Source organism: Usitatibacter palustris (assembly GCF_013003985.1).
Classification (GTDB): domain Bacteria; phylum Pseudomonadota; class Gammaproteobacteria; order Burkholderiales; family Usitatibacteraceae; genus Usitatibacter; species Usitatibacter palustris.
This window is the reverse complement of sequence record NZ_CP053073.1, coordinates 3,451,685-3,471,760: the sequence shown is the minus strand read 5'-3', so window position 1 is coordinate 3,471,760 and position 20,076 is coordinate 3,451,685. Positions and strand designations below refer to the sequence as shown.

The 20,076-nt window shown below is 66.6% G+C and carries 11 protein-coding genes; 1 reads left to right on the top strand and 10 read right to left on the bottom strand.

The annotated features are described in order from the left end of the window. Position 1: 1 nt before the first annotated feature. From DSM104440_RS16940 to DSM104440_RS16900, 9 genes are all read right to left on the bottom strand, one after another. Positions 2 to 2,221 (bottom strand): RCC1 domain-containing protein, encoded by a 2,220-nt coding sequence (locus DSM104440_RS16940; RefSeq protein WP_171164710.1) that lies wholly within the window; start codon positions 2,219 to 2,221, stop codon positions 2 to 4. A gap of 16 nt (positions 2,222 to 2,237) precedes the next feature. Continuing rightward, on the bottom strand, positions 2,238 to 4,172 hold the full coding sequence (locus DSM104440_RS16935) for a PQQ-dependent sugar dehydrogenase (RefSeq protein WP_171164709.1): 1,935 nt from the start codon (positions 4,170 to 4,172) through the stop codon (positions 2,238 to 2,240). A gap of 68 nt (positions 4,173 to 4,240) precedes the next feature. Continuing rightward, a complete protein-coding gene (locus tag DSM104440_RS16930; protein WP_171164708.1) occupies positions 4,241 to 6,088 on the bottom strand; it encodes a CAP domain-containing protein in 1,848 nt (615 codons plus the stop codon). Positions 6,089 to 6,222: 134 nt separating this feature from the next. Then, positions 6,223 to 7,398 (bottom strand): hypothetical protein, encoded by a 1,176-nt coding sequence (locus tag DSM104440_RS16925; RefSeq protein ID WP_171164707.1) that lies wholly within the window; start codon positions 7,396 to 7,398, stop codon positions 6,223 to 6,225. Positions 7,399 to 7,424: 26 nt separating this feature from the next. Continuing rightward, the gene (locus tag DSM104440_RS16920; RefSeq protein ID WP_171164705.1) at positions 7,425 to 9,575 is read right to left on the bottom strand and encodes an RCC1 domain-containing protein; all 2,151 of its coding nucleotides are present in this window, start codon (positions 9,573 to 9,575) and stop codon (positions 7,425 to 7,427) included. Positions 9,576 to 9,624: 49 nt separating this feature from the next. Continuing rightward, positions 9,625 to 11,811 carry an RCC1 domain-containing protein gene (locus DSM104440_RS16915; RefSeq protein ID WP_171164703.1) on the bottom strand — a complete coding sequence of 729 codons (2,187 nt, stop codon included), beginning with the start codon at positions 11,809 to 11,811 and terminating at the stop codon, positions 9,625 to 9,627. Between the two features lie 41 nt (positions 11,812 to 11,852). After that, the gene (locus DSM104440_RS19340) at positions 11,853 to 13,652 is read right to left on the bottom strand and encodes a hypothetical protein (RefSeq protein WP_212758114.1); all 1,800 of its coding nucleotides are present in this window, start codon (positions 13,650 to 13,652) and stop codon (positions 11,853 to 11,855) included. Between the two features lie 9 nt (positions 13,653 to 13,661). Beyond that, positions 13,662 to 16,733, bottom strand: a complete 3,072-nt coding sequence (locus tag DSM104440_RS16905; RefSeq protein ID WP_171164701.1) for a Calx-beta domain-containing protein — start codon at positions 16,731 to 16,733, stop codon at positions 13,662 to 13,664. Positions 16,734 to 16,873: 140 nt separating this feature from the next. Continuing rightward, positions 16,874 to 17,767, bottom strand: coding sequence for a hypothetical protein (locus DSM104440_RS16900; RefSeq protein WP_171164698.1), 894 nt, complete (start codon positions 17,765 to 17,767; stop codon positions 16,874 to 16,876). A 117-nt stretch (positions 17,768 to 17,884) separates the two neighbouring features. Between DSM104440_RS16900 and DSM104440_RS16895 the strand changes: the two genes are divergently transcribed. Continuing rightward, the gene (locus DSM104440_RS16895; protein ID WP_171164696.1) at positions 17,885 to 19,216 is read left to right on the top strand and encodes a class I SAM-dependent methyltransferase; all 1,332 of its coding nucleotides are present in this window, start codon (positions 17,885 to 17,887) and stop codon (positions 19,214 to 19,216) included. Positions 19,217 to 19,220: 4 nt separating this feature from the next. Here the strand turns inward: DSM104440_RS16895 and DSM104440_RS16890 are convergent, their stop codons facing one another. After that, on the bottom strand, positions 19,221 to 20,075 hold the full coding sequence (locus DSM104440_RS16890; RefSeq protein WP_171164694.1) for a class I SAM-dependent methyltransferase: 855 nt from the start codon (positions 20,073 to 20,075) through the stop codon (positions 19,221 to 19,223). Between the last annotated feature and the right edge of the window lies 1 nt (position 20,076).

Here is a 20,076-nt window from a genome sequence, read left to right as displayed (position 1 = left end):
TTTATTGCGGGACGGCGTACACCCCGACGAGCCCGATCCCCGTCGTGTTGCCGACGCCATACATCACGGCGGTGTATGCGCCGGGCGGCAGCGTCATGATGATCGCGGACTCGAGCGGATGCTGGGGCACGATGCCCGAGGCCAGGATCGCGGAGAGGTCAGCGGGATTGTTCTGCGTCTGCCAGTTGTCGTTGGAGGCGATCGCCATGTTGTCGGATTGGCGCACGAGCACGAGGAACGGATTGGCGAGCGGGTTCGCGATCCCGGCCGGGCCGAGCGAAGGACCGGCGGCGGTGACCACGACAGTCTGCGGATTGTTGCCCTCGATGATGAAGCCCGCGATCATCACGTCGTTGCCGAGGTCCACCTGGCCGCGCGTGGCGATGTTGATCAGCGGGCTTTGGGGCGGGTCGATCTCGAAGACCTCGATGCTGGCGATGCCCACACTACCCGGGGCGGAGCTGTCGACGACCACCGTGTAGAGCCCCTGGTCGAGCGTGACGATCACCGCTGCCTCGCGGTCGTCGGTGGGGGCGAATCCCAGAGCCTGGAGAGTCGGGACCTCGGTGCCCCCGCCATAGCTCGCGCCGGATCGCCAGCTATCGTTGGTGAGGACGACGCCGTTCGACGAGTGAAGCGTGAGGCGCGGGTCGTTGAGTAGCTGCGTGAGGCCCGCCGAGGCGAGTGACGGACCCATGGCGCGGATCACGACCGTCTTGCGCGCGGGACCCTTCACCGCGAACCCGGCGATACCCACGCCCTCCGTGCCCGAAACGACTTTCACGCGGGTCGAGATGTTGACGAGGCGAGGCACGGCGATGGCCCCGGCATCGAAGACGATGAACGAACGGATCACCGGCGTCGCCGGCATGTAGTCGACATCACCGGTTTGAGTTGCACTCAGCGTGCAAACGCCCGGCGATGAAAATGTCACGGTCATCCCGGATGTCCAGCAGACCTGCGGTCCCCCGGCAGCCGCGATGCTCGCGATGTCGACGGGAAGGCCGGAGCTCGCCGTCGCCGTTACGGTGAGCGGCGAACTGGCGACGTTGGCGTCCGGGATATCCGCGAACGTGATCGTGTTCGGCGCGAGGACGAGGACCGTGCTCGGCTGCAACACGTTGCCACCAGTCGTGCCGATGCCCACCTGCCCGAAGTCGTTGTTGCCCCAGCACAGCACCTGGCCGTTCGTGCGTACCGCGCACGTGTGATTGACACCGGCCGCGACACTCGCCGCCCCGCTGGAGAGCCCGCTCACCTCAGTGGGACCCGGAATCATGATCAGCAAGCCGTGCCCGACCTGGCCGTAGGGGTTGTCGCCCCAGCACCAGACTGCGCCGGCGGTGGTGACCGAGCACATGTGCAGGCTGTTTGCGCTGATCGCCACGCGACCGCTCGTTTGTCCTTGGATGTCCATGGGGGTATTCACCGACCCCGTCGGGACAAAAGGCGTGCCCATCTGCATGCCTTGATTGGATCCCCAGCATTTCACGCCGCCGGCAGTGGTGAGCGCGCATGAATGGTTGACGCCCACGGCGATCGCGGCGACGCCCGAGGCGAGGCCCACTACGTCGCGTGGCGCGTTGCTGGGCGTGAACGTGCCGTCGCCCAATTGTCCCAGGCTGTTCTGCCCCCAGCACTTGACGCCCCCGCCGGCCGTGAGCGCGCACGCGTGGGAATAGCCGGTCTTCACATCCACCGCGCCGCTGGCAATCGGTGCGTGACCCGCTCCCCCGACGCCCCAACACGACACCGCGCCGCTGGTGGTAACTACGCAGGTATTGTCGTAGCCCGCGGAGATCTTCGCGACGCCGCTCGTGTGACCCACGACATCGACCGGCGTGATGCGATCCGTCCACGTGCCATCGCCCAATTGGCCCTGGCCGTTCCTGCCCCAGCACTTCACGCCTCCGGCCGCAGTCAGCGCGCAGGTGTGGAATTCGCCGGCACTGATCGCGGAGGGCGTGCCGCCAAGGCCCGGCACAGGCTGTCCTGGAGTGGGAGACGGAGTATTGGTGAAGGTGCCGATGCCGAGCTGGCCGAAGGCATTCCAACCCCAGCACACGACATCCGTCGACCTCAACGCGCAGGTGTGCGTGCTACCGGCGGTCACGGCGGTCACATTGTCGAGCGGTGCGGCGAGCGCGGCCGGGCTTGCCCCGCCGAGGGCGATAAGCGCCCCGCAGAGGAGGCTTTGGACGGGGCGGAAAGAGGTCTTCATGGCAGGTTCCGCCAGACTACTGGACTCGATAGACCCCGACCAGACCCACGCCCGTGCCATTTGCCACGCCCTGCACGATCGCCGTGTAGGCACCCGGCGCGAGCGTGACCATGACCGCTGGCTCCAACGGGTTCGCGGGGGCGAAGCCGGAGGACTGGATCGCGGCCGCGTTGGGCGCGTCCTGCCAGTTGTCGTTGTGGCCCATGACCACATTGTCGGATGCGCGAACGATGAGCACGATGGGATTGGCGAGCGGATTCGCGATACCGGCGTTGGCGAGCGAGGGACCCGCGACGGTGATCACTACCGTTTGCGGGCCGTTACCCTGGATGATCAGGCCAGCAATCATCACGTTGTCCCCGGTGAGCACCTGGCCGCGCGTCGAGATGTTGGTGAGCGGAACCTCCGGGTGATCCAGCTCGTAGACACCGACCAGCCCCACGCCCGTCCCCGTGCCCTCGACGATGGCGGTGTACGCGCCCGGCGCGAGCGTGATCATGATCGCGGGTTCGAGCACGTTGCTCGGCGCGAAGCCCGACGCTTGCAGCTGTGCCGCGTTCGCCGCGCTCTGCCAGTTGTCGTTGGTGCCCATGACGGCGTTATCGGACGAGCGCACGAGCGTGAGCCGGGGATCGGCAAGCGGGCCGGGGACCCCCGCATTGGCAAGCGATGGACCGGCCACCGTGACGACGACGGTCTTCGGTCTCGTGCCGCCGATGATGAAGCCGCCGATCATCACGTCCTGTCCGGTACTCACATGGCCGCGCGTGGAGATGTTCGCGAGGCGCGGAATGGTGGTCGCCGACGGAGTCACGCGTAGCACCGTCCCGCCGATGTCCACGACATAGAGCTCGCCGCTTTCATCCTCGCCGAACGCGGAGATGCTCGAGGCCGCGCCGATCTGCGTATGCGCCCACGTGCCCGGCAGCGTGGCCCAGATGCGGCCGCTGCCGAAATCGCCGTAGACGTAGTAACCCGTGAGCGTCGACAACGCGCTGCCGCGATAACGGTAGCCGCCCGTGATCGAATTGCCGCCGTTGGCGCCGCGCGGGTACTCCAGCACCGGCGGCACGTGGCCCGCGAGGCTGCATCCGGTAGGCGGGCTGAAGCAATGCATGCCCTCGAACACCGGCCACCCGTAGTTGCGCCCGCCCGCTGCGCCGTTGGGCTGGTGGTCGATTTCCTCCCACGTGCTCTGGCCCACGTCGCCGATGTACATGTCGCCGTTGAGCCGGTCGAAGGAGAACTTCCACGGATTACGCAGGCCGAGCGCCCAGATCTCCTGGCGCACACTGGGATCGCCGGAACCGAAGTACGGGTTGGTCGGGGGAATTGCATAGGGGCTGCCGCTGTCGACATCGATGCGCAGGATCTTTCCGCGCCTGTCCGTGAGCATCTGCGCCGGCGCGCCGCCCGTCCCACCGTCGCCGATCGCGATGTAGAGATACCCGTCGGGGCCGAACGCGATCTTGCCGCCGTTGTGGTTGCTCGCACTCGGGTGGTCCACGACCATCACGATCGAACCGGATGCGCCGTCGGCGACATCGGGATTGCCGGCCGAGCGGTTGTAGCGCGCGATGACAACCTCGCTGCCGTTGGCGTCGCCGGCGCGTGCGCGCGTATAGAAAACGTAGAAGCGTCCGTTGGACGCATACAGCGGATGGAACGCGAGGCCGAGCAGCCCGCGCTCGCCGCCCGTGATCACCGGGCCGCCGTTGCCCGCCGTCAGGTCAAGAAAGGCAGTCGGCAGCACCGCGCCATTGCGCACGACTCGGATGCGCCCGCCGAGCTCCAGGATGAATAAGCGCCCGGAATAATCGTTGGCGTTGGTAATTTCTACGGGAGAGGGAATACCCGAAACGAAGGGCTGCGGCGTGATCTGCGGGGGCTGGGCAAAGGCACCCAGCGGCAAGGCAAGCAGGGCCAGCAAAAGGACGCGGACGAAATTCATCTCCCCTCCCGATGTCGCAAATGGCGACACGGGGTAGACAGCGGTTCCTGCGTTTGGTGCTGGAGCGGCTAGGGTACGCGGTAGACGCCGACCAGCCCGACGCCCGTCGTGTTACCCACGCCCTGCACGACCGCCGTGTACGCGCCGGGTGCGAGCTGCAGGTAATTCGCCGGCTCGTTCGGATGCGCCGGCGCGAAGCCCGCGGCCGTGATCAACGCGACATGCGCAGGATTCGACTGCACCGCCCAGTTGTCGTTGGTCGCGATGACGGCGCCATCCGAGGCCCGCACGATCGTGAGCATCGGATTCTGCAGAGGGTTGGGGATGCCCGCGCCGAAGAGCGAAGGCCCGGCGACGGTGACCACGACGGTCTGCGGTCCCGTGCCCTGCACGATGAAGCCCGCGATCAACACGTTGTCGCTGGTGCCGACCTGCGCGCGCGTCGAGATGTTGGTGAGCGGAATTTCCGGGTGGTCCACTTCGAACACGCCGACGAGGCCGATGCCGGTGCCACCCTGACCCTGCACGATCGCGGTGTACGCGCCCGGCGCGAGGCTCATCAGCACGGCGGGCTCGTTCGGATGCGCGGGTGCGTAGCCGGTCGATTGCATGAGGCCCGCGTTCGATGCGCTCTGCCAGTTGTCGTTGGTGGCGATGGTCGCGCCATCCGACGAGCGCACGAGCGTGAGGTGCGGGTTCTGCAGCGGGTTGGCGATGCCCGCGCTCGCGAGCGAAGGCCCGGCCACGGTGACGGCGACGGTCTTCGGCGTGGAGCCGCCGATGATGAAGCCCGCGATCATCACGTCGGCGCCGGTGAGCACCTGACCGCGCGCGGAGATGTTCCTGAGGCGCGGCGGGTTCGCCGGCGTCGGATCCACGGGATCGATCGGCGTGACGATGTACGAGTACGAGGTCTGTGCGGCGCCGATGATGCCCGACACCGTCACGGTGTACGGGATCTCCTTCGTCACGAAGAAGCCGGGCGGCAGCGCCCACACGACGGTGTTGTCGCCGTAGCCGTTGTCGGTTCTCGAGATCACCGTCACGGGGATGTTGCCGCCGTTGGCGTTCATCGTGACGCTCACACCGCCGAAGTTCGCGCCCGGATAGCCGAACGACCAGCGCTGGCCTTCGCCCGGATCGAACGGCGCGGGAATGAGCGAGAGCGGCACGAAGCCGCGCGGCGGCCAGGGGATGCCGTTGGGAGTCGCGGGAGGTCCGGCGCCGAAGTCGAACGTGTACAGCGCGCTCGCGTTGTACGGCGAGCCGTTCGCGTGGCCGAGGCCGAACGAAGCCTTGCGCGAGTGCAGGATCCAGCGTCGGTGGCCGGCGATCTCGTTGCCCGAACCCGGATCCGTCATGTAGAGCGGAATCGAATCCGTCATGCCGGTGCCGATCGCGAGGTTGGAGCTGCCCGCGCCGTCGGCACCTGCCTGCGTCCAGCACGGCATCGAATTGGGCGGGGCGTGAGTGAGCGTGCTGTTGCGCGCCATGATGAGTGACGCCGCCTGCTCCTGCGCATTGAGGCTGGAATTGAGCGCGGTGTTGCCGGGCACGCCCGCCATCGCGCGCAGGAAGTTGATGCGCGTGATCGTCCACTCCTGGAATCCGAGCGAGATGCTGCCCGGAGTGCACGACGCGGTGGAGCCGGTGAATGCGATGCCGGGCATCGCCACGTTGTAGAACGAGTTATAGGCCGCGATCACCGCGGCACGGTTCGACGTGTCGAGCGGACCGACGGAGCTGACGGCCTTCGTTGTCGCGTACGGCTTCTGCAGCGGCGTGAAACCCGGATCGAACCACGGCGCGGGGCCGAGCCTCGCGTCAGCGGGAATGTCGCTCGGTGCTTGCGCGTGCGCGCCGAGCGCGACGATCAGGCCAGCGACTGCATGCAGTGCGGAGGATATTTTCGACATGGAATTTCGATCCCCGGCGAGGGCCGAAGTTCGACCATCGTAACGACGTGCAAACCTTACATTTGTGACGTGCGTCACGTTCCGGATGCGCAATGCAACGCGAAACAGGGCCTGTCGTCGCCACTTGGAGACAACTACTGGACTGCGATGGGTCCCGCGTACACGGCCACGAGTCCGACCCCGACGCGGCCGCCGGCGCCCTGGACGATCACGGTGTAGGCGCCCGGGTCGAGAAAGAGGTTCACGCCGGATTCCTGGGGATGGGCGGGCGCGAAGATCGAGCCGCGGATCGAGGACACAATCCCGGGATGCTGGTTCTGCCAGTCGTCATTGCTGGCAATGACCACGCCGTCGGACTGGCGCACGACCGTGATCATCGGATTGCTGAGCGGATTCGCGATGCCCGCGTCTGCAAGGGAGGGCCCGGCGGCGGTGACGATGACCTGCTTGCGGCTGGGGTAGTCGCCTTGCACGATGAAGCCTGCGATCAACACATCGTTGCCCGTGAGGACCTGGGCCCGCGTGGAAATGTTGATGAGCGGCAGCTCGGGGTGATCGACTTCATAGACGCCGACCAACGCGGTGCCGGTGGCGCCACCCACGCCTTCGACGATCGCGGTGTACGCGCCGCTCGGCAGCGTGGCGATGATCGCGGGCTCGAGCCCGTGGGAGGGCAGGAGTCCGGCCGCCTGAAGCGCGTCGAAGTCGATCGGATTCGCTTGCGTGCCGAAGTCGTCGTTGGTGGCGATGACCACGCCGTCGGATTGGCGCACAAGCGTGAGCTTGGGATTCATGAGGGGGTTCGCGATGCCGGCCGTCGCGAGCGAAGGGCCGGCGACCGTGATCGCGACAGTCTTCCCATACGACACCGGCAAATGCTCCGAGATGCTGACGACGAAGCCCGCGATCATCACGTTGTTGCCGGTGAGGACCTGCCCGCGGCTCGAGATGTTGGCGAGGCGGGACCTGGTGGCGGCCACGGTGTCCGTGATGAGGAACCCACGCCTGATCGGCGCCGCAGCGTCGTAGTCGTTGTTGCCGGGCTGGTTCGCGGTGAGCAGGCATACACCCGACGAGATCAGGGTCAACGTGGCGCCGTAGACCCAGCAGGTGCTGGGCGTTTGCGAGAAGTACTCCACCGCAAGTCCCGAGCTCGCGACGGCCGACAGCGCGACGGGAGAGGCAGCGAGATCGCGGCCGGACATCGTGTCGAACGTGATGGACTGCGGCAGGAGCGGCGCGGCGAACGAGCTCGCACACGCGAGGGAAAGCGCGGCGAGGAGAAGTCGATCGAAGCGGGCCCGTTTCATGGCCCGAAGTTTACGCCCCGAAGACTTCAGGGCGCTACGTAGACCCCCACGAGTCCGACACCCACTCGGCCACCCACGCCCTGCACGATTGCCGTGTATGCGCCCGGCGGCAGCGTGAGGTAGACGGCGGATTCCAGCGGATGCGCGACCGAGAAGCCGGCGTTCTGAATCTTGGCGACATCCCCGGGATTCGCCTGCGCCTGCCAGTCATCATTGCTCGCGATGACTACGCCGTCGGACTGCCGCACGACCGTCACCATCGGGTTGCTGAGCGGATTCGGAATGCCGGCGTTCCCGAGCGACGGCCCTGCAACAGTCACCACCACGTCCTTCGGGTTGTTGCCCTGGACGATGAAGCCCGCGATCAGCACGTTGTCGCCGTTTTGAACCTGGGCTCGCGTGGAAATATTGCTGAGCGGGACTTCGGGGTGATCAACTTCATAAACGCCAACCAGCGCGATGCCGGTGGTGCCGCCCACGCCCTGCACGATCGCGGTGTACGCACCCGGCGGCAGCGTGGCGATGATCGCGGGCTCGAAATCGTTGTTGGGCTGGAGACCGGCTGCGAAGAGGGCGTCGAGGTCGATCGGATTCGTTTGCGTGCGGAAGTCGTCGTTGGTAGCGATGACCACGCCGTCGGATTGGCGCACGAGCGTGAGCGTGGGATTCATGAGCCGGTTCGCGACATCGACGGTGAAGAGCGAAGGGCCTGCGACCGTGACGGCGACGGTCTTCGGATTCGATCCGCCGACGATGAACCCCGCGATCATCACGTCGTTGCCGGTGAGGACTCTCCCGCGACTCGAGATGTTGGCGAGGCGGGGCGTGGCGGCGGCCACGGCGTCCGTGATGAGGAACCCCCGCTTGATCGGTGCGGCAGGGTCGTAATCGATGTCGCCGGGCTGGCTCGCGGTGAGCAGGCACACGCCCGACGAGAGCAGGGTCAACGTCGTGCCGGATACCGAGCAGGCGTTGGGCGTTTGCGAGGAGTACTCCGCCGCGAGTCCCGAGCTCGTTGTTGCGTCCAGGGTGACCGGAGAGGCCGTGCGATCGCGGTTGGCCATCGCGCCGAACGTGATCATCTGCGGCAGGAGTCCGATCGTGACCGGCGTCGGCAGGTACGGCGCGTTGAACATGTTGCCGGGTCCCTGGGTCGCTACCGAGAGAAGGCCCCAGCACTTCACCCCGCCCGCGGCGATGATCGCGCAGCTGTGGTTGCCACCCGCGACAACGCTGGTGACGCCACTCGACAATCCGATCACGTCAGGGCCCGGGGCCAGCGTGAAGCCGTGAAAGTCGTAACCGAGCTGACCCCGCGTGTTGTTGCCCCAGCACTTCACGTTGCCCGCCGTCGTGAGCGCGCAGTTGTGATAGCCCGCCGAGCTCAGGACCGTCACCGGATTCCCGAACCCGTTCACGTCCTGCGGCGTGTTGGCCGAATAGGGGGAGGTGAACGTCGTCAAGTGGCCCCAGCATTTCACCGTGCCGCCGGTGGAAAGGGCGCATGTGTGGTTGTTGCCAGCGGAGACCGCGATCACGCCGCTCGACAATCCCTGGACGTCGCGGGGCGCCGCAGAGTTGGTGTACGTGCCGTCACCAAGCTGCCCGGCGTTGTTCAGGCCCCAGCACTTGAGCGCGCCCGCGCCCGTCACGGCACACGTGTGATATTCCCCGGCGGCGATCGCGACGATGCCCGTGCCGATCGTTCCGTCGCCGAGCTGGCTTTGCGTGTTGTCGCCCCAGCAGGTCAGGACGCCACCCGTGCTCAGCGCACAGGTATGCCCCACGCCCGCGGCAAGGACCGTCACGCCGGCCGGGATGCCGGTCACGTCGACGGGCGTCGTTGCACCGGCTCCCCAGCACTTCACGCTTCCGGTGCCCGTGATCGCGCAGGTGTTCGTGCCGCCGGAGGCGATGGCCGCGATTCCGCTCAAGCCGGTGACCGGAACCGGAAGGATGCTGCTGGTGGTCGTTCCATTCCCGAGCTGGCCATTGGCGTTGTAGCCCCAGCACAGGACATCGCCCGCCTTGATCGCGCAGGAGTGGTCGTAGTCCTGGGTGTATCCGTCATAGCCGCCGCCAGAAATCGCGGAGACGCCGGTGATGGGAGCGGCGAAGGCGCCGCCGCACCCGAAGCCGAGGGCGGCGAGCAGGAGTGCGAAGCGGGTCGTTTTCATGGGCGGATTTTACTCCTGCGCCGATGACAGTGGTCCTACGCCGCGGCGATCAGGGCGCTACGTAAACGCCCACCAGCGCGACACCGACTCGACCACCCACGCCCTGCACGATCGCGGTGTAGGCGCCCGGGGGCAGCGTGAGGTAGACCGCGGATTCCTGTGGGTGCGCGACCGCGAATCCGGCGTTCTGGATCGTGGCGACGTCTCCAGGATTGGCCTGTGATTGCCAATCGTCATTGCTCGCGATGACCACGCCGTCGGACTGGCGCACGATTGTGACCATCGGATTGCTGAGCGGGTTCGGGACGCCGGCGTTCGAAAGCGATGGCCCGGCGACTGTGACCACCACGTTCCTTGAGTTGTTGCCCTGGATGATGAAGCCGGCGATCAGCACGTCGTTGCCGTTTTGAACCTGGGCTCGCGTGGAAATATTGCTGAGCGGAGTCTCGGGGTGATCCACTTCATAGACGCCGACCAGGGCGTTGCCAGTGGTGCCGCCCACGCCCTGCACGACGGCGGTGTACGCACCCGGCGGCAATGTGGCGATGATCGCGGGTTCGTCCGAGAAGAGGGGCTGCATGCGCGCCACCTGGAGAGCCTCGAGATCCGACGGATTGGTCTGCGAGCCCGAGTTGTCGTTGGTCGCGATGATTGCGCCGTCGGATTGGCGCACGAGCGTCAGCGTGGGGTTCTCGAGCCGGTTCGCGATTCCAGCGTTCACGAGCGACGGGCCTGCGACCGTGACCACGACGGTCTTCGGAATCGATCCACCGACGATGAAGCCCGCGATCATCGGGTTGCCGGCGAGGACCTGCCCGCGGCTCGAGATGTTGGCGAGGCGAGGCGTGGTGGCGGCAGCGGCATCCGTGATGAGGAACCCGCGATCGACTGGCGTTGCGGCGTAGTAATCGCTGTTGCCTGGCTGGCTCGCGGTCAGCAGGCACACGCCCGAGGTGAGCAGGTCCAGCGTCCCGCCGGAGACGGCGCAGGTTCCCGGAGTGCGCGACGTGTACACGATCGCGAGTCCCGAGGTTGAAGTCGCAGGGAGGGTGAACGGAGAAGCGCTCAGGTCGCGATTGTCCGGCGCATGGAACGTGATCGCTTGCGCAAGGATGCCGACAGTTTGGGGAGTGGGCAGGAACGGCAGGTTGAACATGTTGCCGGGAGCCCACGTTGTCTCGGTCAGGAGGCCCCAGCACTTCACCTCGCCCCCGGCCACGATGGCGCAACTGTGATTCGCGCCTGCGACAACGCTCGTGACTCCGCTCGAGAGTCCGATCACGTCGGCACCAGGTCCGAACGTGTAGCCCCGGAAGTTGATGCCGAGTTGGCCGCGCGTGTTGTCGCCCCAGCACTTGACGTTGCCGGCCGATGTGATCGCGCAATGGTGTTGGTTGTTTGACGACGTGAGCGCCGTCACCGGGTTTCCGAATCCCGTCACGTCCTGCGGCGTGTTTCTCGTGTTGGGAGAGGTCGAACTTGTGTTGTAGCCCCAGCACTTCACGGTGCCGCCCGACAGGAGCGCGCAGGTCTGGAGGGCGGAGGCTGAAACGGCGAGCACGCCGCTCGACAAGCCCTGGACGTCGCGCGGTGCCAAGGAGCTCGTCTCGGTGCCGTCGCCCAGTTGCCCGACCACGTTGTTGCCCCAGCACTTGAGAGCGCCCGCGCTGGTGACCGCGCACGTGTGCGCTTCGCCAGCGGCGACCGCGATGATGCCGGCGCCGATCGTCCCGTCGCCGAGCTGGCCGTGCAAGTTGTAACCCCAGCACGTCAATACGCCGCCTGTGCTCAATGCGCAGGTGTGCGCCGCTCCTGCGGCGATGGCCGTGACGCCCGCCGGAATTCCGATCACGTCGACCGGTGTCGTCCGATCGGTGGTCGTGCCGTCGCCAAGCGCGCCCCCCGCGTTGCCCCCCCAGCACTTCACCGTTCCAGCGCTCGTGATCGCGCAGGTGTGCCTGTTGCCAGACGCGATGGCCGTGATGCCGCTCAGGCCGGAGACAGCGACAGGAAAGATGCTGGTCACGGTTGTTCCGTTTCCCAGCTGGCCTTGCCCGTTGTAGCCCCAGCACACGACGTCGCCCGCCTTGATCGCGCAGGAGTGGTCGATGTCCTGAAGGTAGCCGTCGAAGCCGCCGGCGGAAATTGCAGACACGCCGGTGAGTGGCGCGGCAATGGAGCCGCCGCACCCGAAGGCGAGGGCGGCGAGGAGGAGTACGAAGCGGGCCGTTTTCATGGGCGAAATTCTACTCCCGCGCCGATGACAGCGGACCTACGTCAATTGACGCGATAAACACCCACGAGCCCGACGCCCGTCGTATTGCTCACGCCCTGCACGACAGCCGTGTACGCACCCGGCGCCAGCGTGAGGTACGCCGCAGGCTCGTTCGGATGCGCGGGCGCGAAGCCCGCGTTCTGGATCATCGCCACGTGGCCCGGAACGGTCTGCGTTTGCCAGTTGTCGTTGGTCGCGATCACGACGCCATCGGAGGCGCGCACGATCGTGAGCATCGGATTGTTGAGCGGATTGGGAATGCCCGCTCCCGAAAGCGACGGACCGGCCACCGTGACGACGACGTCCTTCGTGCTGTCGCCGTAGATGATGAAGCCCGCGATCATCACGTCGTTGCCGGTGAGCACCGGGCCGCGCGTGGAGATGTTGATGACCGGCACGTCGGGGCGATCGACCTCGTACACGCCGACGAGCCCCACGCCGGTGGTGCCACCCGCGCCCGTCACGACCGCGGTGTACGCGCCCGGTGCGAGGGTTGCCATGATCGCCGGCTCGTTCGGATGCGCGGGCGCGAAGCCCGCGGTCTGGATGTCGGCGACATGCGTGGGAACAGTCTGCGATTGCCAGTTGTCGTTGCTCGCGATCGCCACGCCGTCGGAAGCGCGCACGAGCGTCATCACCGGATTGGCGAGCGGATTGGTGATGCCGGCGGCCGCGAGCGAAGGACCCGCGACGGTGATGACCACGGTCTTGGGCGCCGTGCCCGTCACGATGAAGCCCGCGATCATCACGTCGCCACCGGTGAGCACCTGGCCGCGCGTGGAGATGTTCGCGATGCGCGCCGGGTTGCCGTTCACGCCTTGCAGCGCCTGCCCGCTGTTCACGTTGACCTGCAGGAGCGCGGTATCGACGGCCTCGAAGTTGCTGCCCGAGATCGAGCCCAGCTCGCTGAACAACGAGTTGGGATAGCTCGCGCTCGAGACACCCTGGAAGTACCAGTTGCTGCCGCGGTCGGCGAGGATGAAACCGTACTTCTTCAGCGCGCGCAGGATCACCTGCGTGGGCGCGCTGAACGTGGAGATGTTGAAGCCCGCCTTCAGGCGGAAGCGCGCGCCCATCGGCGGGAACGCAAGGTTGGTGTTGCTCGTCGACCAGTGGCGCGCGGGCCACAGGTACTTGTTCTGCCCGTTCTCGCGTCCCAGCACGTTGTTCGCGGTGAGCCGGATGGCGTGGTTGATCTCGCCCGCGGCAATTTCCTCCCAGCGCACCAGGCCCGCGAAGATCGGCAGGCCCGCGGCATCGGCCGAGGTCCAGCCTGCGGTGCGCAGCGCGTTCGAGGCGAGGTTGAACTTCGCGAACGACGTGGCCTTCCAGCTCGTGCCGCCGCCCAGCTTCGTCGCGACGTAGAGCTCGTAGAGCATGCAGTCGTCGGTGTTGATCGCGATGACGTGACGATCGCCGTCCGTCGCACCGGGCGTGCCCTCGACCTGCGCGGCGGCGGGGATGGGATACGGACCCGGATCGCTCTCGTCCGAGTAGTCGTCTTCGGGATCGCTGCCCGAGTAGGGAAGGATCGGCACCGGCGGCGTGGCGTTCGTCGCGGTGATGAACGGGATGCCGTAGAAATCGGCGAGGTTGTTGCCCCAATCGGCGTGCAGCTTCGCCGTGTTGCCGATGGACGTGACCCAGGCCGTGGAGCGCCAGTGCACCGGCAGGTTGTCGACCGGCGTGTTCCAGTGGTTGTCCGCGGGGAAAACCTGGCAGCCGCCGACGGTGGGCGGCGCGGCAACGGCGCCCGCGCTCACGCAGGCCGCCGCCGCGAAGGCGAGGCGAATGGATTTCATGACGAGCTCCTAGGGGATCGCGTAGACGCCAACGAGCCCGACGCCGGTACCACCGACGCCTTGCACGATCGCGGTGTACGCACCGGGCGGTAGCGTAAGGATCACGGCGGGTTCGTTCGGATGCGCGGGTGCAAAGCCCGCGGCTTGTATTTGGGCGACGTGCGCCGGATTCGTCTGGGTTTGCCAGTTGTCGTTGTTTGCGATCACCACGCCATCGGACTGGCGCACGATCGTGATCTGCGGATTCATGAGGGCGTTCGGGATTCCCGCCGCCACGAGCGACGGCCCGGCCACGGTCACCACGACGCTCTTTGTGTTGTCGCCGTAGATGATGAAGCCCGCGATCATCACGTCGCCGCCGGTGAGCACCTGGCCGCGCGTCGAGATGTTGATCATCGGGACTTCGGGCGTGTTGACTTCATAGACCCCGACGAGGCCGACACCGGTTCCGCCAACACCCTGCACGATCGCGGTGTACGCGCCGGGCGCGAGCGTCGCGATCAGCGCGGGCTCGTTCGGGTGCGCGGGCGCGAAGCCCGCGGCCTGGATCGAGGACACGTGACCGGGGACCGTCTGCGTCTGCCAGTTGTCGTTGGTGCCGATCACCACGCCGTCGGATTGGCGAATGAGCGTGAGCTGCGGATTCGCGAGCGCATTGGGGATGCCTGCCGGGATAAGCGAGGGACCCGCGACGGTCATCACGACCGTCTTCGCCGCCGAGCCACCGATGATGAAGCCCGCGATCATCACGTCGCCGCCGGTGAGCACCTGGCCGCGCGTGGAGATGTTGGCGAGGCGCGGGGGGTTCGTCGGCGGTGAGTTGGCCGGCAGGGCGACGGCGTCGATCCAGACGCGGTCGGCGCAGACGCCTGCTCCACCCACCGGGGGAGGACTCCATCCTCCGCTGCCGCAGGCGCTCGGCATGTTGTTGCTGAAGCGCCACGTCAGCGTGTGACTGCCGGCGGTGAGGTCGTAGGCGAACGATGTCCAGCCCGATTCGCCCGTGTTGGTGTGGACGATCACGCCGTCGACCAGGAACTGGAAGACACCCTGGTTCTGGTAGCTCGACACGCGATACGAGAACACCACAGGACCCGCGGAGAAGTTGGCGGTGTAGACGAGGTCGGAAATCCCCGCATTGCCGGCACCGAAATTCCCGAACGCCTGCGCGGAGCGAAGGCTCGTCGTGCCTTCGAACACCTGGTCCGTCGCGGTCGTCCACGCGTTCGGTCCCGACGTGGTGAATCCGGTGGGCATCGTGCCGCCGATGGGCCACGGCGAATTGATGAGGCCCGTCGCAGTGGCGGGATAGCCGATGTACACGCCGGGCACGCCGGTGGGCGTGGACAGCGTGGCGGTGAAGCTCTCGATGTCCTCCGCGAGCGCATCGGCGGAGATCGGAACCATGAAGGTCTTGTTGGCCGTGTCGCCGTTGGCCCAGTTGAGCGAACCGCTCACGTTCGTGTAGTCGGTGCCCGAGATCGCGCTGCCGGCCGTGAGTGCGTAGCTCACGGAGATGGCACCCGACGAGCCACCGACGCGGCTCACCGTGAAGGTGATGTTCCCGCCTTCGTTGCCCGAAAAGACCATGTTTGTGAACTGCAGCGAGCCGGGCGTGTTCGCGATCGTCTCGTTGCGGTACGCGGCGATACTTCCGCGCGAATCGTTCATCGACAGCGCGTTGTTGGCCGTCTTCCCACCCGGTGCGGGTGCGGGCACGACACCGCCGCAGGCGCGCGGAGCGCCCGCATTGCCACCCGTCGGCACGCAGTTGTTCAGGTTGGGATTCGAGAACTTCATGATGCGCGGCCCGATGTACGACATGACCGTACCGAAATCATTGGCGGCCGGTGTCAAGCAGCTGGCATACGGACCCGAGGCGGTGCAGGCGCCGCCCGTGCCGTTGGGAAGGTACGGGTTGCACGTGAGCCCGTTGACGCACGAGTACCAGCCGTACGAATGCGGGAAGGCACCCGTCGCGATCGTCGTGGTGCCGCCGCCGTCCTTGGCGATGGTGGCCGTGTCATGGTGGTTGCCCATGTTGTGGCCGAGCTCGTGCGCGAAAATCTGCTCGCAGCCCTGCACGCAGAAGTTGTTCACCGAATAGGCGGTCGTGAAGATCGACTGAACCGCGGGATAGATCGCGGTGTTGAACGCGAGGTTGCCGATCCCGCCGGTGTCGTTCGGGCCATCGCGCACGAGGGCGACGAAGTCCGCGCCAACCTGGTCGCGGATCGAGGTTCCTGCGCCCCAGGTGAGCGGTTGGAAGATCGCATTGAGTCCGACGTCGGCACCGCTCGCCGCGTTGCGCATGCCACTCAGGATGGCCGAGGAGCCATTGGTATTCGCGAGGTCGAGCATCGTCGCGTTCACCAGGCGCAGGGTGATCGCCACTTCACTGTCCACGTACGCCTGGTTCGCGGTCGCGATCAGGTTCATGAGCATCGGCATCAGGCCCACGCCGAGCTTCTGCGCGAGGTCCTTCGTGTAGATGATCATCACGTCGGCGCGAACCGTCGGCACCGGCGTCACCTTGAAGAAGCCTCCCGCCTTGGAGATCGGCGCGGGAACATGCGTCGGAATGCCCTTCAGGTGTTCGATTCCCGGCGCATCGGGTTCGACGGTGATCGCATCGCCTCCGGGGAAGGTCGGCGAGAAATCCTGGCGCAAGCGCGGGGCGAGGAGGTCGTAGCCCTCGCCCGAGGGATAGACGCGATAGGCGCCGTACGTGGTGTTCATCCACCCCCACGCGCCGTGCGGGCCGTAGGTGATGATCGCGCGTTCGTTGTCGCCGGTGATCGGGCTGCGCGCGATCCACGTGACGATGCCGCCACCGTGGGCGATCGAATGCTCGTAGACGTAGTCGTGGCGCGAGCCGTTGGGGAGCGTGAGCTCGACTTCGTCGCCGGGAACCAGGTTCTCGAGTCCGGGGCGGTTGAACGCGACCGGGATATCGGTGGCGTCCGACTTGCGCACGATGCTCGATTTGTCGAGGGGAATGAAGAGCGGCGTGGCCGCGCTCGCGATTCCGGCACAAAACAGGAGGGCAACACCCGCGATACGCGAAACGTGAGATCCCATGTTCCTTGTTCCTATAGCGAGCGCTGTGGACCGAGCATTGTAATTCAGGTCCCGGGGTCCACTCTGCGACAGGCGTCACAGTCCGTCTGCCGAATCTGCCCGGCAGGAACTGCGTAGGACAAGGGGGAAATCGCCCCGTGTTACGGGGTCATGTAGACGCCGATCAGCGCAATCCCGGTCGTACCCCCCGCGCCCTGCACGATCGCCGTGTAGGCGCCCGGTCCGAGGGTGAGGTAAACCGCCGGTTCGAGCGCATTGGCCGGCGCGAACCCCGCGGCCGAGATGGCCGTGGCATGCGCGGGGACGGTCTGGGTCTGCCAGTCGTCGTTGTTGGCGATCACCACGCCGTCGGAGGCGCGAATGATGATGAGCGTGGGGTTCGCAAGTGCACCGGGAACGCCCGCACCGGTGAGCGACGGGCCGGCGACGGTGACGATCACCGTCCTGGGCTTGGTGCCCTGGATGATGAAGCCCCCGATCATCACGCCGTCGCCCGTGAGTACCGGCCCTCGTGTCGCGAGGTTCGCGAGGAATCCCCCGGGCGGCGCGATCTGCGCCGTGGCGCCCGCGAAGTTCGTCGGCGAATTGATGCCCTGCGTGCCGTTGCGATTGAGTGACAGGAAACCGTCGGTCGGCAGCGTGTTGGCGTAGTTCCAGACATCGACGCCGGAGAAATCCAGCGTGGCCGCGTGCTTGAAGAGGAAGCCGTTGGGAACGACGTAGTCGGGCACCAGGATGCCGAGTGCGGCGAAGCCGCTCGTGGCGATCAGGAATTTCTTGCCGGCGCTGTCACCGGGCAGGTTGGTTCCGAATGTGTAGTTCTGCGTTGCCGAACCCGTCGAGCTCGTGGAGACCGTGTGCCCGGCGAGGAATTGCTGGCCGGCATCGGCGGTGGTGAGCTCGATGTACTGGACCGTGCCGTCCGCGTTCGAGTAGATCTCGTTGATCGTCCAAAGGTGGAACGAAGCCTGGACGGGGAAGCCCGCGGCGAGGAAGAAAATGCACGCGAGGCGGCGAAGGGTGGCGATCGTCATGGCACGTTCCTCTGGGTCGGGACAGCGGGTAAACAGCTTGGACCCATGAATCCTTCCATTGCAGCGGAAGATCGGCGGGAGCCAGTAGAATCGGTCCCGACCTTGATGCCCCAGCCCATGCGCCTCCAACTTACGACCCTCCACGCCGACCCCGTCGATATTGGCGTGGACAACGGCGTCCGCATCTGGAACGTCCACAGCAACGATCCCGCGTTCCTCGCTAGCGTTACCGAGGGCGAGCTGGGGCTCGACGTCGGTTGGTACGCGGCGAGCGCGCGCATCGACGGGCGCAGCGGCGACGTGCGCGACCCGCGCCTGTACCTGCCCGATTCGATCGGCGCGTACTCGGAGACCTATGCGGTCGACATGGTCCGCGATGGCGCAGTCTTCAAGGCGGAATTCTTCCTGCCTCACCCTTCGCGCCACGTGCGCTTCGATCCGAGCACGATGCCCTGCGAGTTCGCCTGCGACACGCTGGAACTGACGAGTATCTCGGGGCCGTCGTACCAGGAAGTGCCTGCGAGCGAACTGCACGAGCCCGGGACGGCGTCGCTCATGTCACGCGCGCATGTCGCGATGCGCCGTTTTTTCAGTTCGCCCGCCGCAGTGCCCGGGCTCGCGCGGCCGCTGGGCCGCAAGGCGCGCGTGCTCGAAGGCATCGACAAGGCGGGCACGGGCCTGGAGATCGGCCCGAGCCACGACCCGCTCGCGCCCAAGCGCGAGGGCTACAACGTGCACATCATCGACCACGCCACGCGCGAGGATCTCGTCGCGAAGTACCAGGGGCAGGGGCTGCCGCTCGAGCAGATCGAGGAAGTCGATTTCGTCTGGAGCGGGCAGACCTACCTGGAGCTCACCGGCAAGCCGAAGCATTACGACTGGATCATCGCCTCGCACCTCATCGAGCACACGCCGGACATCATCGCGTTCCTCGCCGACTGCGATTCGCTGCTGAAGGACGGCGGCGTGCTCTCGCTCGTCATTCCGGACAAGCGCTACGTGTTCGATCGCTTCCGGCCGATCACGGGCCTCGCGCGCGTGATCGACAGCCACCTCGCCGGCATGAAGGTGCACTCGGCGGGAACGGCGGCCGAGTACTACATGAACGTGGCGGCGAAGTCGGGCCTGCTCGGGTGGGATGCGGCAACGCCGGGCGACTATCGCTTCATCCACTCGGCGCAGCAGGCGCGCGACAAGATCCGCGAAGTGCGCGACAAGGGCGCGTACCTCGATGTGCACAACTGGTGTTTCGTGCCGCACTCCTTCCGGCTGCTGATGGCCGACCTCTTCGCGCTGGGCTACACCAAGCTGCGCGAGGTGCGCTTCCATGCGACGGAGGGTTGCGAGTTCTACGTGACGCTCGCGCGCCACGGAACGGGACCGCACATGTCGCGCCTGGAGATCCTTCGGGCGATCGACGCGGAGCTCGCGTCGTCGGAGCCGCGCTAGTCCCTCAGGACTGCGGGCGGCGGGCGACCAGCGAGAGGCACGGCCCGTTGGCGTGGTCGAGCTCTTCCTTGCCGATCTCGATGTCCGTAAGGCCCACGTGGCGCAGCGCCCCGAGGAGATCCTCGCGCGAGAGCCAGTGGCTGTATTCCTCGCTGCCGCCGGCGAAGCGCGACGTGTCGAGGAAGTCCCCGTAGTAGTAGGGATAGCGCGTGTGCCGGAAACCCATGGACTCCGCGGTGTGCCCTTCGCGGAAGCGCCCCTTCATGTGGGCGATCGCGTCCACGCGTTCCTTCACGTAGTACTGGGTCCAGATGAAGACGCGGTCGGTCGCCTTCGCGAGGTTCGCGATGAGCTCGACCGGCTGGCGCATGTGATAGAGCACGCCCGAGGCGATCGCGGCATCGAAGCGCTGGCCGCCGGCGCGTAGATACTCCTCGAAGTCCCCGAGCACGAAGCGCGAGCGCTGCAGGCCGAGGATCTCCTTCACGACGAGGCACTTGAGGAAAGCCTTGGTGCTCGCTTCGATCGCGAAGATCGATTGCGCGCCGGCTTGCTCGAGCATGTAGGTGTGGCCGGCTTCGAGCGGGCCGAGCTCGAGGATGCTCTTGCCCTCGACGCCGCCCAGCGCCTTGACGGCCCAGTGGATGCGGTCGTCGTTGAAGAGCGGCAGTTGCCCGGCGGCGAGGCCTGCGAAGTCACCCGGCAGGCTCGACCACCAATCGCCCTTGAAAATGTCCAGCGCCTGCTGGGGAGCAGGCGCCGTACGAACGTATTGGTCGAGGATGGCGGCGCGCGGCGGCGAACCATCCGCCGCCGGGGCTGGGGAGCCCCGGAGCCGCGCCGCCAGCTTCTTCAGCATC

Bases quoted from the DNA above. Each gene is read 5' to 3' on its own strand.
- DSM104440_RS16920 (WP_171164705.1), bottom strand. From the start codon at position 9,575: ATGAAAACGACCCGCTTCGCACTCCTGCTCGCCGCCCTCGGCTTCGGG.
- DSM104440_RS16925 (WP_171164707.1), bottom strand. From the start codon at position 7,398: ATGAAACGGGCCCGCTTCGATCGACTTCTCCTCGCCGCGCTTTCCCTC.
- DSM104440_RS16890 (WP_171164694.1), bottom strand. From the start codon at position 20,075: ATGCTGAAGAAGCTGGCGGCGCGGCTCCGGGGCTCCCCAGCCCCGGCG.
- DSM104440_RS16905 (WP_171164701.1), bottom strand. From the start codon at position 16,733: ATGGGATCTCACGTTTCGCGTATCGCGGGTGTTGCCCTCCTGTTTTGT.
- DSM104440_RS16935 (WP_171164709.1), bottom strand. From the start codon at position 4,172: ATGAATTTCGTCCGCGTCCTTTTGCTGGCCCTGCTTGCCTTGCCGCTG.
- DSM104440_RS19340 (WP_212758114.1), bottom strand. From the start codon at position 13,652: ATGAAATCCATTCGCCTCGCCTTCGCGGCGGCGGCCTGCGTGAGCGCG.
- DSM104440_RS16915 (WP_171164703.1), bottom strand. From the start codon at position 11,811: ATGAAAACGGCCCGCTTCGTACTCCTCCTCGCCGCCCTCGCCTTCGGG.
- DSM104440_RS16930 (WP_171164708.1), bottom strand. From the start codon at position 6,088: ATGTCGAAAATATCCTCCGCACTGCATGCAGTCGCTGGCCTGATCGTC.
- DSM104440_RS16895 (WP_171164696.1), top strand. From the start codon at position 17,885: ATGCGCCTCCAACTTACGACCCTCCACGCCGACCCCGTCGATATTGGC.
- DSM104440_RS16940 (WP_171164710.1), bottom strand. From the start codon at position 2,221: ATGAAGACCTCTTTCCGCCCCGTCCAAAGCCTCCTCTGCGGGGCGCTT.
- DSM104440_RS16900 (WP_171164698.1), bottom strand. From the start codon at position 17,767: ATGACGATCGCCACCCTTCGCCGCCTCGCGTGCATTTTCTTCCTCGCC.